At 65.4% G+C, this 15,025-nt stretch carries 14 protein-coding genes; 6 read left to right on the forward strand and 8 right to left on the reverse strand.

Annotation, left to right across the window (positions count from 1 at the left end; genetic code table 11):
• The 5 genes from CH271_RS18560 to CH271_RS18580 all read left to right on the forward strand — a co-directional run bounded on the left by CH271_RS18560 (position 1) and on the right by CH271_RS18580 (position 5,995).
• Positions 1 to 2,385 carry an ATP-binding cassette domain-containing protein gene (locus tag CH271_RS18560; protein WP_094634428.1) on the forward strand — a complete coding sequence of 795 codons (2,385 nt, stop codon included), beginning with the start codon at positions 1 to 3 and terminating at the stop codon, positions 2,383 to 2,385.
• A gap of 33 nt (positions 2,386 to 2,418) precedes the next feature.
• The gene (locus tag CH271_RS18565; RefSeq protein WP_094634429.1) at positions 2,419 to 2,985 is read left to right on the forward strand and encodes an isochorismatase family protein; all 567 of its coding nucleotides are present in this window, start codon (positions 2,419 to 2,421) and stop codon (positions 2,983 to 2,985) included.
• A 7-nt stretch (positions 2,986 to 2,992) separates the two neighbouring features.
• Complete coding sequence (locus tag CH271_RS18570; RefSeq protein ID WP_094634430.1) at positions 2,993 to 3,670, forward strand: GAP family protein; 678 nt, start codon at positions 2,993 to 2,995, stop codon at positions 3,668 to 3,670.
• Positions 3,671 to 3,693: 23 nt separating this feature from the next.
• Positions 3,694 to 4,494: a HugZ family pyridoxamine 5'-phosphate oxidase gene (locus CH271_RS18575; protein ID WP_094634431.1), complete on the forward strand. Its 801-nt coding sequence runs from the start codon at positions 3,694 to 3,696 to the stop codon at positions 4,492 to 4,494.
• A gap of 97 nt (positions 4,495 to 4,591) precedes the next feature.
• The gene (locus CH271_RS18580) at positions 4,592 to 5,995 is read left to right on the forward strand and encodes an NAD(P)/FAD-dependent oxidoreductase (protein ID WP_037189268.1); all 1,404 of its coding nucleotides are present in this window, start codon (positions 4,592 to 4,594) and stop codon (positions 5,993 to 5,995) included.
• Positions 5,996 to 6,108: 113 nt separating this feature from the next.
• Here the strand turns inward: CH271_RS18580 and CH271_RS18585 are convergent, their stop codons facing one another.
• From CH271_RS18585 to CH271_RS18620, 8 genes are all read right to left on the reverse strand, one after another.
• The gene (locus tag CH271_RS18585; RefSeq protein ID WP_094634432.1) at positions 6,109 to 6,765 is read right to left on the reverse strand and encodes an urease accessory protein UreD; all 657 of its coding nucleotides are present in this window, start codon (positions 6,763 to 6,765) and stop codon (positions 6,109 to 6,111) included.
• 6 nt (positions 6,766 to 6,771) lie between these two features.
• Positions 6,772 to 7,476, reverse strand: a complete 705-nt coding sequence (ureG, locus tag CH271_RS18590; protein WP_094634433.1) for an urease accessory protein UreG — start codon at positions 7,474 to 7,476, stop codon at positions 6,772 to 6,774.
• Positions 7,477 to 7,514: 38 nt separating this feature from the next.
• Positions 7,515 to 8,171, reverse strand: a complete 657-nt coding sequence (locus tag CH271_RS18595) for an urease accessory protein UreF (protein ID WP_037189265.1) — start codon at positions 8,169 to 8,171, stop codon at positions 7,515 to 7,517.
• Entirely contained in the window at positions 8,171 to 9,892 is a 1,722-nt protein-coding gene (locus CH271_RS18600) for an urease subunit alpha (RefSeq protein WP_037189264.1), read from the reverse strand. The genes CH271_RS18595 and CH271_RS18600 overlap by 1 nt, the downstream gene beginning before the upstream one ends.
• Positions 9,892 to 10,524 carry an urease subunit gamma gene (locus CH271_RS18605; protein ID WP_094634434.1) on the reverse strand — a complete coding sequence of 211 codons (633 nt, stop codon included), beginning with the start codon at positions 10,522 to 10,524 and terminating at the stop codon, positions 9,892 to 9,894. The genes CH271_RS18600 and CH271_RS18605 overlap by 1 nt, the downstream gene beginning before the upstream one ends.
• A gap of 85 nt (positions 10,525 to 10,609) precedes the next feature.
• Entirely contained in the window at positions 10,610 to 11,890 is a 1,281-nt protein-coding gene (locus tag CH271_RS18610) for a DUF6986 family protein (protein WP_143546069.1), read from the reverse strand.
• Positions 11,891 to 11,895: 5 nt separating this feature from the next.
• A complete protein-coding gene (locus CH271_RS18615) occupies positions 11,896 to 12,312 on the reverse strand; it encodes a PaaI family thioesterase (RefSeq protein ID WP_037189975.1) in 417 nt (138 codons plus the stop codon).
• A gap of 269 nt (positions 12,313 to 12,581) precedes the next feature.
• Positions 12,582 to 13,319, reverse strand: coding sequence for a hypothetical protein (locus CH271_RS18620; RefSeq protein WP_371828430.1), 738 nt, complete (start codon positions 13,317 to 13,319; stop codon positions 12,582 to 12,584).
• Positions 13,320 to 13,526: 207 nt separating this feature from the next.
• Here CH271_RS18620 and CH271_RS18625 point away from each other — a divergent pair, with 207 nt between their 5' ends.
• The gene (locus CH271_RS18625; RefSeq protein WP_094634435.1) at positions 13,527 to 15,002 is read left to right on the forward strand and encodes a FecCD family ABC transporter permease; all 1,476 of its coding nucleotides are present in this window, start codon (positions 13,527 to 13,529) and stop codon (positions 15,000 to 15,002) included.
• Positions 15,003 to 15,025: the final 23 nt, after the last annotated feature.

Below are 15,025 nucleotides of genomic sequence, written 5' to 3' on the forward strand. Positions count from 1 at the left end.
ATGGCGACGAAGAAGGTCACGCAGGGCTCGGCACCGCATGCTGCCGACAGCCACGATTTGATTCGTGTACAGGGGGCTCGGCAGAACAATCTTCAGGACATCGATGTGGAGCTGCCCAAGCGGCGACTGACCGTGTTCACCGGCGTCTCCGGCTCGGGAAAGAGCTCGCTCGTCTTCAGTACCATTGCTGCCGAATCACAGCGCATGATCAACGAGACCTACAGTGCCTTCGTTCAAGGATTCATGCCCACGCTCGGCCGCCCGGATGTCGACGTCATGGACGGACTCACCACCGCCATCATCGTCGATCAGCAGCGCATGGGCGCCAATCCGAATTCCACCGTCGGCACCGCAACCGATGCCAACGCCATGCTGCGGATTCTGTTCAGCCGAATCGGAAAGCCGTACATCGGCTCCGCACAGGCCTTTTCGTTCAACGTCGCGTCGGTGTCCGGTGCAGGCGCGTACAAGGTGGACAAGGGCGGCAGGCAGACCACCGAGAAGAAGTCGTTCTCCGTGACCGGTGGCATGTGTCCGCGTTGTGAGGGCAGAGGCTCCGTCAGCGACTTCGATCTCACCGCTCTCTACGACGCGAGCAAGTCGCTCAACGAGAGCGCGATCACCATCCCCGGCTACAGCATGGAAGGCTGGTACGGCCGAATATTTCGCGGCTGTGGGTACTTCGACCCGGACAAGCCCATCTCGAAGTACACCAAGAAGGAACTCGACGACCTGCTCTATCGCGAGCCGACGAAAATCAAGGTCGAGGGCATCAATCTGACCTATTCAGGGCTCGTGCCTCAGATTCAGAAGTCGTTCCTGTCCAAGGACGTCGACGCCATGCAGCCCCACATCCGCGCCTTCGTCGAACGCGCGATCACCTTCACCACCTGCCCGGACTGCCTCGGAACCAGGCTCAACGAAGGTGCTCGGTCGTCGAAGATCAAGGGTGTCAACATCGCCGACGCATGTGCGATGCAGATCAGCGACCTGGCGAAGTGGGTAGGCGGCCTGAAGGAGCCGTCGGTGGCACCGCTGCTGACCACACTCGGCGAGACCCTCGACTCGTTCGTGGAGATCGGGCTCGGCTACCTGAGCCTGGATCGTCCGTCGGGAACGTTGTCCGGTGGAGAGGCTCAGCGCACCAGGATGATTCGCCATCTCGGATCGTCGTTGACCGATGTGACGTACGTGTTCGACGAGCCGACCACCGGTCTGCACCCCCACGACATCGAGCGGATGAACAATCTGCTGCTTCAGTTGCGGGACAAGGGAAACACCGTTCTGGTGGTGGAGCACAAGCCCGAGACCATCTCCATCGCAGACCACGTCGTCGATCTGGGCCCCGGTGCAGGAAGTGCAGGCGGGCACGTCTGTTTCGAGGGCACCGTCGACGGATTGCGGCAGAGCGACACCGTTACCGGGCGGCACTTCGACGATCGGGCATCACTGAAGAAATCGGTGCGCGAGTTCTCCGAAGTGCTCGAAATTCGCGGCGCGGACTCCCACAATCTGCGCGACGTCGACGTCGACGTTCCACTCGGTGTTCTGGTTGTCGTCACCGGCGTCGCCGGCTCGGGCAAGAGTTCGCTCATTCACGGATCGCTCTCGGGGACAGCCGATGTGGTGTCGGTCGATCAGGGAGCCATACGTGGATCGCGGCGAAGCAATCCCGCGACGTACACCGGGTTGCTCGAACCGATCCGGAAGGCGTTCGCCAAGGAGAATGCCGTCAAACCTGCGCTGTTCAGCTCCAATTCGGAGGGTGCGTGCCCGACGTGCAACGGCGCGGGCGTCATCTACAGCGACCTCGCGATGATGGCCGGGGTGGCCACGGTGTGTGAGGAGTGCGAGGGCAAGCGATTCCAAGCATCGGTACTCGAGTACCACTACGGCGGCCGCAACATCGACGAGGTGTTGTCGATGTCGGTCGCCGAGGCCGAGGAGTTCTTCTCCGACGGTGCGGCCAAACTGCTGCCGGCGCACAAGATTCTGCAGCGATTGAACGACGTCGGGCTGGGCTACCTGAAGATCGGGCAACCGTTGACCACACTGTCGGGTGGGGAACGGCAACGCCTCAAGCTGGCGACGCACATGGCCGACAAGGGCGGGATCTACGTGCTCGACGAACCCACCACAGGACTGCATCTCGCCGATGTCGACAAGCTCCTCGGGCTGCTGGACCGGCTGGTCGACTCGGGCAAGTCGGTGATCGTCATCGAGCATCATCAAGCCGTCATGGCCCACGCCGACTGGATCATCGATCTCGGTCCCGGTGCTGGGCACGACGGCGGCCTGGTCGTGTTCGAAGGAACGCCGTCCGATCTGGTGGCGGACGGTTCGACTCTGACCGGCCGACACCTGGCTGCGTACGTCGGGAGCTGACGTGCAACCGAACACGAGAACAAGGAAGATGCCGTGACCACCCTGCCTTACCGGACCGCAACCGCACTCGTGATCGTCGACGTGCAGAACGACGTGATGGTCGGGGTCCACGAGAGGCAGCGCGTCGTCGACAACATCGTGGCCCTGGTGTCGCGCGCACGGGAGACGAGCACGCCGGTGATCTGGGTGCAGCACTCCGCAGAGGAGGAGCTGCGCTTCGGGACGGACGGATGGAAGATTCTCGACGCTCTGCCCGTGGTTCCGGGCGATCCGATCGTCCACAAGAAACACGGAGACGCCTTCGAAGACACGACTCTGGCGGAGGAACTGGCCGCCGCCGAAGCCGGGCACGTCGTGGTCGCCGGCGCACAGACAGATTTCTGTGTGCGATCCACTCTGCACGGAGCACTGGTACGCGGTTACGACGTGACGCTGGTGAGCGACGCACACACGACGGAGGATCTGACCGAGTGGGGCGCGCCGCCACCTGCACAGGTCATCGCGCACACGAACATGTACTGGGACAACCAGACCGCGCCCGGCCGCACCGCCGTGGCCGTCGTCACCGAGAAGGTCACCTTCGGCCGACCGATACCCTGAACCCTCCATGGTGACCTTGCTGCTCGCACTCGTCGGATTCGCGATACTCGATTCTCTGGACGTCTTGCTGATCGGCATCACCGCTGCCATCGCAGTGCACTCGAGAACCACCCGTCGGTCTCCTTTCCGAGCCGGGCTTGCGTTCGTCGGCGGAGTCTTCACGGCGACGACCACGTTCGGCATCCTCACCGTTCTCGGCATCGACTTCTTCACCGATCTGTTCGACATCACCCTCACTCCCACGCTCCGGTATCGCACCGAGCTCGTGGTCGGGCTGGTCCTGATCACGCTCGGTGCACTGCGCACCACCGAGCGCCGCCCACCGGCATGGGCAGCCCGAGCCGGTTCGAGCATTCCCGTCGTCGCCCTGACCGGACTCACCATCGGTCTGGTGCAGGGCCCGACGGCAGTGCCGTATCTCGCCGGGCTGACGATGCTCTCGACCTACGATCCCCGTCCGACGTGGTGGCCGGTCATCGTCGTCGCCTACTGCCTGATCGGGCTGCTCCCGCCCATCCTCGTTCTGATTCTGGCGTCGAGGAAGAGTCGTCGTTCCCGGCGGGCGTTCACCGCGACCGTGCGGGCGCTGACGCGGTACGGCCCGCCGACGGTGCGCGTCATCTTCGTTGTGCTCGGTGTCGCACTCGTCGCCGACGCGCTCGTTCATGCCCGAGACCTCCTGTAGGTCGTCGCCGTAAGCTTCTGCGCATGGCACTCGATCACGGCGATCCCGGTGACGCCCCGTCCGTTCCCCCTCCCCTGGCCCCGGTCGTCGACGACCGTCGTCCCTCCGCGGCCGAGGAAGCGCGCACGATCGCTGCGTCCACCAACACCGCAACTCTCGCGAGCCTGACCGCGGACGGTGATCCCTGGGCTTCCTTCGTCACGTACGGATTGCTCGACGGCGCTCCGGTTCTGTGTGTCTCGCGGATGGCCGAGCACGGACGCAACCTCGCAGGCGATCAACGGATGAGCCTGTCGATCGTGGCACCGCAGTCACAGACCGATCCACTGGCATCGGGCCGAATCACGCTGGCGGGCGTGGTCGAGCGGCCGGCGGCGGACGAGTTGGCCGCAGCACGCGCCGCGCATCTCGACGGCGTACCGGCGGCGAAGTACTACCTGGACTACAGCGACTTCACGCTCTGGGTCATGCGCGTGCATCGGGTCCGGTGGGTCGGCGGATACGGCCGGATGGATTCTGCAACCGCCGAAGCGTATTCCCAGGCCACGCCCGATCCGGTGTCGCCGACCTCCGCGTACGCGATCGAGCACCTCAACGCCGACCACTCGGCGTCGCTGACCGCGATGGCCCGCGAACTGGGCGGCTTTCCCGACGCCACGTCAGCCGAGTGCACGGCCGCGGACCGCTACGGACTGGATCTGAAGGTGCTCACTCCGCGCGGAATCGCGTACACCAGGGTCGGTTATGCGACTCCGATCGACTCGGCTGCCGAACTGCGGGCCGCGACCGTGGAACTGGCGAAGCGCGCAGCAGCCAGCCGATAGGTGTGCACTGCCACCACAGACACGACGACCTTGTCGAGACGTCGCGATGGATGGCGACTACCGTTGACCACACACCGCAATCGTTAGGGAGCAGGCAATGAGCATCCAACCGCTCGAATCGAAGCGTCACCGCGTCGTCGTCATCGGTTCCGGGTTCGGAGGTCTGTTCGGCGTCAAGGCGCTCAAGAAAGCCGACGTCGACATCACCCTCGTCGCCAAGACGACACACCACCTTTTCCAGCCGCTCCTCTATCAGGTCGCGACGGGCATCCTGTCCGTCGGCGAGATCGCGCCCACCACCCGCGTCATCCTGCGCAAGCAGAAGAACGCCGAGGTGCTGCTCGGAGACGTGCTGAACATCGATCTCGAGGCCAAGACGGTGACGTCCAAGCTCCTTGAGCGCATCACCGTCACTCCGTTCGACAGCCTGATCGTCGCGGCAGGCGCACAGCAGTCGTACTTCGGCAACGATCACTTCGCCGAGTTCGCGCCCGGCATGAAGACCATCGACGATGCACTCGAACTGCGCGGACGCATCCTCGGCGCGTTCGAGCAGGCCGAACTCTCCGACGATCAAGAGGAGAAGGACCGCCTCATGACCTTCGTGGTCGTCGGCGCGGGACCCACCGGTGTCGAGCTCGCCGGGCAGATCGCCGAGCTCGCCGATCGCACGCTCGACGGAGCCTTCCGCAACATCGATCCGCGCGACGCTCGCGTCATCCTGCTCGACGCCGCGCCCGCCGTACTGCCGCCGATGGGCGAGAAGCTCGGCCGCAAGGCCGCCGAACGGCTCGAGAAGCTCGGCGTGGAAATCCAACTCAACGCGATGGTCACCGATGTCGACAACGACGGATTGACCGTCAAGGAGAAGGACGGCACGACCCGGCGCATCGAGGCGCAGTGCAAGGTCTGGTCCGCAGGCGTGCAGGGCAGCCCCCTCGGCAAGCAGCTCGCAGATCAGTCCGGATCGGAAACCGATCGCGCCGGACGCGTGCTGGTCGAACCGGACCTCACCGTCAAGGGCCACCCGAACGTGTTCGTGGTCGGCGACCTGATGTCGGTCAAGGACGTTCCGGGCATGGCGCAGGGCGCCATTCAGGGAGCGACCTACGCTGCCAAGCTGATCAAGGCGTCGGTCAAGGGCCAGGACGATCCCGCCCAGCGAGCCCCGTTCAAGTACTTCGACAAGGGTTCGATGGCAACGGTGTCGCGATTCAACGCGGTCGCCAAGGTCGGCAAACTCGAATTCGGCGGATTCATCGCCTGGCTCATGTGGCTCGCTCTGCACCTGTACTACCTCGTGGGCTACCGCAGCCGCATCACGACCGTCATCTCGTGGTTCGTGACGTTCCTCGGCAAGGGCCGCGCACAGATGGCGTCGACCGAGCAGCAGGTGTTCGCGCGCCTCGCCATCGAGCAACTCAACTCCCTCGAACGCTCGGGTGCCGTAGACGCGGCCGCCGCGGATTCGGAGCAGGAACGCGAGAAGGCCGCGGGCTGATCGGCCCCGCGCCGGGGCTTCACCACCGAAACCGACTCCGACACAACGCATCGGCCGACGGGACTCCGTCGGCCGATGCGTTCGTTGTTCGATCTGCCGGTGTCACACCCTGATCAGCTGGGCTGAAGGCGCCGCCCCACCGAGGTACTCAGCGAGCCGCCACCGGCCAGCGCCAGCCGGACGGTCCCGTCGGCGAGATCGACCTCGGACGCCCGGGTATCGGGATAGCTCAGCGTGCTGGACATCGACAGCGGTGCCGACAACGCGTCGTGCGCAACCGATCCCGCGCCCAGTTCCACTCGATGGCGAAGCAACGGACTGCCCCCGACATCACATCGCATAGCACTGCTCCAGTGCCCCGACGCTTCCTCGAAGCGGCCGATCTGCGTACGCTCGCGCAGCCACAGGGTCGAATCCTGCTCCAGCGCAACGGTGTTGACCACCGAATGCGAGGCGTCGGAGACGACGACCATCGGTTCGGGATCGAAGATCAGCGACGCACCTGCACCGACCTCGAAGTGCCACTGCGCGGAGGAGTGACGATGCAGCCCACCGGGCATCGCCAACGAGGCTGCGACGCTACGCACCTCCAGGCGCGCGCCGGCCGCCACCGAGATTCTGACCACGATGGTGTCACCGCCGAGAGGAGTTGCCGCCGTTCCGATCAGGTGAACCGTGTCCGGTCCAGTCTGGCGGCCGGCGAGTCCGCCCACCGAGGTGATGCGTGGGCTGCGGCTGCGGCTCGCGTCGATGCAGAGCTCGGTGTGCATCGACGCTCAGTGCGTGTGGGCATGCGCGTCGGCGTCGGCGATCACCTTCAGCTGCTCCCGCACCCACTCGAGCACCATGGTCGCCGCCGGATCGTCGGTGAGGGAGATCAGCGCAGTCGGTCGTCCCTCGCGCACCTGTGCCGCGTCCCGCTCCATGACACCGAGGTCGGCACCGACGTACGGGGCGAGGTCCGTCTTGTTGACGACCAACAGGTCGGAGAACGTCACACCGGGACCGCCTTTGCGCGGCACCTTGTCTCCCCCGGCCACGTCGACCACGAAGATCTGTACGTCGATCAGACCGGACGAGAATGTCGCCGTCAGATTGTCGCCACCGGATTCCACCAGAATCAGATTGAGGGGCGGATTGTTCTCGATCAGATCGTCGATGGCGTCGAGATTGGCCGTGATGTCGTCTCGAATCGCGGTGTGCGGGCAGCCACCGGTCTGCACCGCCGTGATGCGCTCGTCGGGCAACACCGCGTGCCGACGCAGGAAGTCCGCATCCTCGGTGGTGTAGATGTCGTTGGTGAGTACGGCCAGCGAGAGTTCGTCGCGCAGCTCGCGGCACAGCGCAGCCACCAACGCCGTCTTTCCGGAACCGACGGGTCCACCGATCCCGACGCGCAGCGCATCGCCTGCCACCCGTGCGCGCTTGGGCCGATCCAAACCGTGGTCGTGGGGCTCACCGTCGATCAGGTGCGGGGGCATGTCGAACTCCTTGTCACTAGAGAAAAATGGAACCGTATTCAGGATACGAACAACGGCCGATCGCGGACGGCGTGGGCTTCGGCGAACATGTCCAGCAACGGATCCGACAACTCCATCAGCTCGGGCAGGCACCGGCACACCGCAGCGGTCACGTCGTCGCAGAACTCGCCCAACCGGATGGTGCACGCCGCGACCTCTGCCGGATCGAGCGCGAGCAGACGCTGCGCGGCGATCGCCGACCCGGTCATGGTGATGTACACCTGCACCGCGGCCGTGTCGGCAACCGACAGGCCCGCCGCGAGTCCGACGTGCCCAGCGGCAACGGCCAGGTGCGGCCTCCGTCCGATCGACGCCCAATCATGATGCGGCCAGGCAGATTTGGCCAACCGAAGCAATCCACGGCCCTGGGCACGAGAGGCAGACCTGGCAGCCGGGGACGGGGTTCGGGCGTCGGATTCGGCATCGGCCTCGTCCGTGCTCGACGACCCGTGCACCAGTGATGCGGCTATGGACGCCGTCGTTGCCCCGGAGGTTCGGATACGGCGTCGCAGAAACGCCTCGAGCGTCGTGATGTCTCGAACGAAGCCCGACGCGATGGCTTCTTCGACTCCCCCGGAGTGCACGTGGCCACCGGTGGGCAGGCGTGAATCGGCAAGCGAGAGAAGCGTCGTCACCTGTAGTCGGGCATCGGGCATCAGAAGAGGAAGTATCGCTGGGCCATCGGCAGTTCGGTTGCCGGCTGCTCCGTCCACACGTCACCGTCGATACGGACCGTGAAGGTATCGGGATCGACTCGGATGTCGGGCAGAGCGTCGTTGAGTGCCATGTCCGACTTCCTGACACCGCGCACGTTCTTGACCGGAACCAACCGACGATCGCAGTTCAGACGCCCGGCGAGGCCATCCTCGATCGCCTGCGGGGCAACGAAATGCAGCGACGTCGCGGCCGCTGCCTTCGGCGACGCCCCGAACATCGGACGTGGCAGTTCGGGTTGTGGGGTCGGGATGGACGCGTTGGCATCGCCCATGGCAGCCCAGGCGATCATGCCGCCCTTGATGACCATGTGGGGACGCACCCCGAAGAATGCCGGATCCCACAGCACCAGGTCGGCGAGTTTGCCCGGCTCGATCGAACCGATCTCGTCGTCGAGGCCGTGTGCGACGGCCGGGCAGATGGTGTACTTCGCGACGTAGCGCATCACTCGGTTGTTGTCGGCTCCGTTGTCACCTGCCAGGAAGCCGCGACGAGACTTCATCACGTGTGCCGTCTGCCAGGTGCGCAGAACCACCTCGCCTATCCGGCCCATCGCCTGAGCGTCGCTGCCGATCATCGAGATCGCACCCATGTCGTGCAGCAGATCCTCGGCCGCGATGGTCGACGGCCGAATCCGACTCTCGGCGAAGGCCAGATCCTCCGGAATCGATGGACTGAGGTGGTGGCACACCATGAGCATGTCGAGATGCTCGTCCAGGGTGTTGACGGTGTGCGGACGCGTCGGGTTGGTCGAGCTGGGGAGGACGTGCGGCTGTGCCGCCACGGTGATGATGTCGGGTGCGTGCCCGCCGCCAGCACCCTCGGTGTGATAAGCGTGGATTCCGCGTCCCTTGATCGCACCGAGGGTGGTCTCGACGAATCCGGCCTCGTTGAGGGTGTCCGAGTGCAGGGCCGCCTGAACGCCTGCGTCCTCGCACACTCGCAGGCACGCGTCGATCGCGGCCGGGGTGGATCCCCAATCCTCGTGCAGTTTGAATCCCGATGCGCCGGCGCGCAATTGCTCCCACATCGAGTCGGGATTGACAGTGTTGCCCTTGCCCAGGAGCACGATGTTCATCGGCCAGTCGTCCAGCGACTCGAGCATCCGGGACAGGTGCCATGCGCCCGGGGTGACGGTGGTGGCCTTGCTCCCTTCGGCGGGGCCGGTACCGCCGGCGATCACGGTGGTGATGCCGCCGCCGAGAGCCTCCTCCTTGATCTGCGGGCAGATCAGGTGGACGTGACAGTCGATGCCGCCTGCCGTGACGATCTTCCCGTTGCCCGCGATGATCTCGGTGGACGGGCCGATGACGAGATCGGGATGCACCCCGGTCATGGTATCGGGATTGCCTGCCTTGCCCAGTGCCACGATGCGTCCGTCGCGAATACCGAGATCGGCCTTGATGATTCCCCAGTAGTCGACCACGACGACCCCGGTGATCACGGTGTCGGGCGCACCGTCGGCGCGGGTTGCCCTGGACTGACCCATCGACTCTCGAATGACCTTGCCGCCGCCGAAGACGGCCTCTTCACCGGCGTTGCCGGGTCCGCCACTGCGGTCCTCGGTGACCTCGATCAGAAGATCGGTGTCTGCCAAGCGGATTCGATCACCCGTGGTAGGGCCGAACAACTGGGCGTATCGACTGCGACTCATGCGCGCCATCAGCTGTCCAACTTTCCGGGAGGTGTCATGCTCAATCCGTGTACCTCGCGCGTGCCACCGAGGGGCACGAGCCGAATCGTCTGTTCGATGCCGGGCTCGAAACGCACCGCCGTGCCCGCAGGGATGTCGAGGCGACAGCCGTGCGCCCGTTCGCGGTCGAACTGCAGAGCTGCATTCGACTGCGGGAAATGCACGTGGCTGCCCACCTGCACCGGCCGATCTCCCGCGTTGACGACGGTCATGGAGATCACCTCGGCGCCTTCGTTGATCTCGATGTCGCCTGCGACGGTGATGATCTCGCCCGGAATCAGGTGACCGTCACCGCGCTTGGGCGAGATCGGCTCGTGCACCGTGATCAGCTTCGTACCGTCGGGGAAGGTCGCCTCGACCATGACCTCGGGGAGCAACTCGGGCACACCGTCGAGCACGTCGTCGGCATCGAGAACCTCGCGACCCGAGGACATCAGGTCTGCGACCGATCGGCCGTCGCGGGCCCCCTCGAGGAGGTGATCGGTGATGACCGCGATCGCCTCGGGGTGATTGAGTCTGAGGCCGCGTGCTTGGCGACGCCGAGCGAGTTCGGCCGCGTAGCTGACGAGCAGTCGGTCCTGCTCGTGCGGAGACAACCGCATTGGAGTTCTCCGTCCCGATCGGTGATGGTGCCCGGCAATTCTGACACGCTTGCGACCTACCGGCAGCGGAGCGCGCCGACGCACCTCATCCGAGAGGCACCGTCACCGATCGATCGAGCAGCCCCCGCAGCACGTCTCGGTCGATGCCAGCAGACACGTTCTGCAGCTCGGCGATGCCGAACGCGCCCGAATCCAGGCCCCGCACCAGAACACCTGCCAACGCCTGAGCCGTCGCCGGCTCGTCCATCACCTCACCACCCTGGCGATCGAGGTAGCTGCCCAGCCGAGCAGCAGCGACCGGCATGGCCTGACGGAAGAAGCCGAATGTCGCCGACCATCGCGTCACCAGGTGGCCGGGATGCATGTCCCAACCCTGATAGAAGCCGCGCTCGAGGGATCTGGTGACCAGCTCGAAGTGTCGACGAGCGGATGCCGCCACCTGCGTCGGATCGCCCGTCGGCACCACCTGGGTCGAACCGTCGCACACCCACACCCCGGTCTGTGCCGCTGCCACCAACATCACGTTCTTCGCATGGTCTGCCACCGGATGGGCGAGTGATTGCTGCGCAGAGGTGATTCCGCAGGCGGCGCTGTAATCGTAGGTCCCGTAGTGCAGGGAGGTGCAGCGGCCGTCCGCCCTGGTGATCGCCCGCGCGAGGGTCGCCGTGCCGTCGGCCCCGATCACCGCCTGTGGGCTCTCGATCTGCAGCTCGAATCGAAGGGCTCGATCGGGCAGACCGTGCGCACGTTCGAGTTCCTCGCACAAGGCGACCACAGCGGCTACCTGCTCGACGGCACGGAGCTTGGGTACGGTGAACACGAAGCCGTCCGGTACTCCCCCGGCTCCGTCCAGGACCAGCTCGAGGGTGCGGATTCCACGCCGACGCTCATGTGCGGCAAGCCCTTTGGCGCGAATTCCGAGCCACGTCGGACCGGCCGGATCGTCGGCAAGGGTGGCCAGGGCAGCCCCGACCGTGGTCGCGTGACGGTCCTCGACGACATCGGATCGCCATCCGTAACCGTCCTCGAAATCGAATCTGAGGTCCTGGATGGGCGCACGGCCGAGCCGGTCGCGCACGAGGGGCAGTGCGTTCTGGGTGTCGAGTCCGGCGAACGCCTCGGGGTGGGCGTCCAGGATTGCCAGGGCGGCGGCACCCCATTCGGCCGGCACAGCCGCCGACGCATCCGCGGCCGACACATAGACGGTGTGAGAGGGCTGGCCACCGACTCGGTCACCCGGATAATGCTGCGCGAGTTCGTCGTCGATGGGACCGAAGAGTGATTCGAGGCGATCGAACGCGTCGGCAGTCAGTCCCGTTGCGCCCGACCGGAAGGAAGAGTCGGCGCTGTCGCTGTGTCCCGTCATGGGCATCACTGTCCCAGATGCGCGGTGTTTTCGATATTCGCCAGCCGGACCTTGCCCTGAGCAACCAGGCGTCCACTCTCGTCCGTCATGTCGACCTGCCAGAGCTGCTGGGTGCGGCCCCGATGAATCGGATGTCCGTGCGCGGTCAGGGTTCCCGATCGAGACGCGCGCAGGAAGTCGGTGTTGTTGTTGGTGCCGACCACGTGTCCCCTGGAGCCGAACCAGGCCGATCCACCGATACTCGCCACCGACTCGACCACCGAGCACAGCACGCCCCCGTGCATGATTCCCGCCGGTTGATGAAGCTGCGGGGTGACGGTCCATTCCGCGCGTACCTTGTCGCCGGAGACCTCGAGGTATCGGAGGCCGACGGCCCCGTCGAACCCTCCTGCACACAATTCGGTGAGCTGTTCCGGCGTCATCGTGTCGAAGGAGGTCTCCCCCGTGGTGCCGTTCGAGTCCGTCATTGCTATGCCTTCCGGTTGCGTCGAGAGTGTGGCCGACTCGGCTGTCGACTCCCGTTCAGAGATACACGACGATCGACCCACAAAAAATCGGTGGGCCTCTCGTTCGTCGAAGAACGAGAGACCCACCGTGGCAAGGACCGGGAGTCACTGCAGCCCTCAGGACTCCGGCGCGGTCCGTTGGTACGAAGTCAGCATAGGCAAACCTTAGTTGTGGCGCAAGGCCTTCACGATGCCCGCAGTCTCGCTCGCCCCGGAACCCCGACGCGTGATCGCACGGGAGCACCGGCGGCGACCATGGCGTCGAGCAGCATCTGCCCCCGGCGCGCACCTGCCGATGCGCTCGCCCCCGCCAGAATCGGCACATACGTCGAGGCCCCGAGGATGGCGTCACCCACCAGAGCCCAGAAGACACGCGCATCCAGCGGTGCGCGGTCGGCGATCGCCCGGAACACCGCGCCGAGCGACGTCGTGCATCGATGCGCAGTCCAGACCAACAGGGCCTGTTCACACGGAAGTGTGACCGTGCCGGGCTCACCCGCAGCGGAATCCTCGGGCAGCACTCGCAGGATCGGCGATGCCACTCCAGCCCAATCGATCCCGCCGTCACTGTCCATGTGGATCCACAGATTGTCGATGCCCGGATCCCAGGCGCGTGCCTCCAGAACCAGCAACGCGGCCACGCGTCCGACGACGGCGTGAATGAGGGCCGTTGCGACCTGCACTGCCGCAGCCTCGGGAACATCGAGATCCTCGAGCGATCGTCGATACATCTGCTCGACGCGACCGTCGTCGAGACCCACCGCCAACTGCCACCAACGGCGTTTGCCCTCGTTCGCCATGGCTGCCACCGCGTACATCCGCGGGTAATCGGGGTTGAGTGCACGCAGGGTCGCGCACGAGTCGGCCAACAGCGCCGCCCCGCCGGATCGACTCGAGAATCGATGCACATCGGCCCAGCCCATGTATGACGCTGTTGCAACTGACACCTGATCGCTCCTTAGGTTCTCGGCGGGTGCACGCGTCGCACCCCTACCCACTGAATGTAGGTTAGCCTAACCAGATCGTAAAGCGGGTCAGGCACCGCTACCCTTACCTCACCTCACATGTCGAGGAAGGGTTCCGTAACCTAAACCGAGTCCCTTCGAAAACAGCGAGGAGTCACGAGCACTGTGACAACAGCTCCGCTACTCGGCCCCCACGGCGCACGCCGGTCTTCCGACGAGCCGTACGGGACCGAAGACGTGCCCACCGGGCCGCCGCCGCGTAGCTCCCGCATCGCTGCAGCCGCGATCGACGCACTGATCGTGCTGGTCCCTCTGTTCGTCGGCTGGTCGATCGTCGATGCTCTTCGCGACGACAACGGCGGCGGCCAGGCGGACCGAATCGTGTTCGGCACCATCGCGGTGGGCGTCGCCGTAGCCCTGTTCGTCTGGAATCGCGGCTACCGCGACGGCAACGAAGGCCAGAGCACCGGCCGCCGCTGGATGGGTCTGACACTGCGTGACAGCGCCACGCACGGTCCCATCGGTGTTCGCCGTGCCCTCCGGCGCCAGTTCGGGATCGACGCTTCGTCGTCCGAGATCGTTCGAGAGAAGACCGCGGCAGCGGAGGGATTCGAGCCGATTCCCAAGGACGGTTCGGTCGCCGCGATTCGGCGCCGAAGATTGCTCGGCTTGGCCGTCCTGGTCGCAGCTCTCGTAGCCGGAATACTGGCCAGCATCGCCATCGGCGCGCGACCACTGACCTTCGCCGAAATCGCCCACGCCCTGCTGAATTCGACGGGCACCGACACCGACATCATCGTGCGCACGCTGCGAGTTCCCCGCACGGTGCTCGCGTTGGTCGTAGGAATTGCGCTAGGCATCGCAGGCGCTCTCATCCAGGGGCACACCCGCAATCCGTTGGCCGACGCCAGCCTGCTCGGCCTCAATTCCGGGGCGGCGTTCTTCGTCGTCATGGCCATCTACCTGTTCCGGTTCACCTCACCGAGTCAGTACCTGTGGTTCGCGTTCGCCGGTTCGGCGGTGGCGAGCATCGTGGTGTTCGGCCTGTCGTCGATCGGGTCCGGCAGATCGAGTCCGGTCAATCTCGCGCTGGCCGGAGCCGGCGTCGCATTCTTTCTCTCGGCCATGACCAACGCCGTCGTACTGCTCGATCAGACCAGCTTGGACGGCTACCGCTTCTGGGTGGTCGGATCCGTTGCAGGACGCGGTCTCGACGTACTGTGGCAGGTCCTGCCGTTCCTGGTGATCGGTGTCCTCATAGCGTTGGCGAGCACACCCGGCCTCAACGTCATGAGCCTCGGCGAGGACGTCGCACGATCGCTCGGGACCAACATCGGGGTCACCCGCACCGTCGGCATCCTCGCCATCACGCTGCTCACCGGCGCAGCGACCGCAGCATGCGGGCCCATTGCGTTCGTCGGCCTCGTCGTTCCGCACATCGCCCGCGCGGTGACCGGTCCCGACTACCGCTGGCTCGTGCCCTATGCGGGTCTCATGGGCGGCGTGATGCTCATGATCGCCGACGTCATCGGGCGAGTCGTGGTGCGCCCGGGCGAGCTTCAGGTCGGCATCGTTCTGGCACTGATCGGAGCGCCGTTCTTCATCGCTCTCGTCCGACGCCGGAAGTTGGTCGGCCTGTGACCGCCGACCTGAAGTCCCCCACA

The sequence above is a fragment of the Rhodococcus sp. 05-340-2 genome, assembly GCF_002258915.1.
Taxonomy (GTDB): Bacteria; Actinomycetota; Actinomycetes; order Mycobacteriales; family Mycobacteriaceae; genus Rhodococcoides.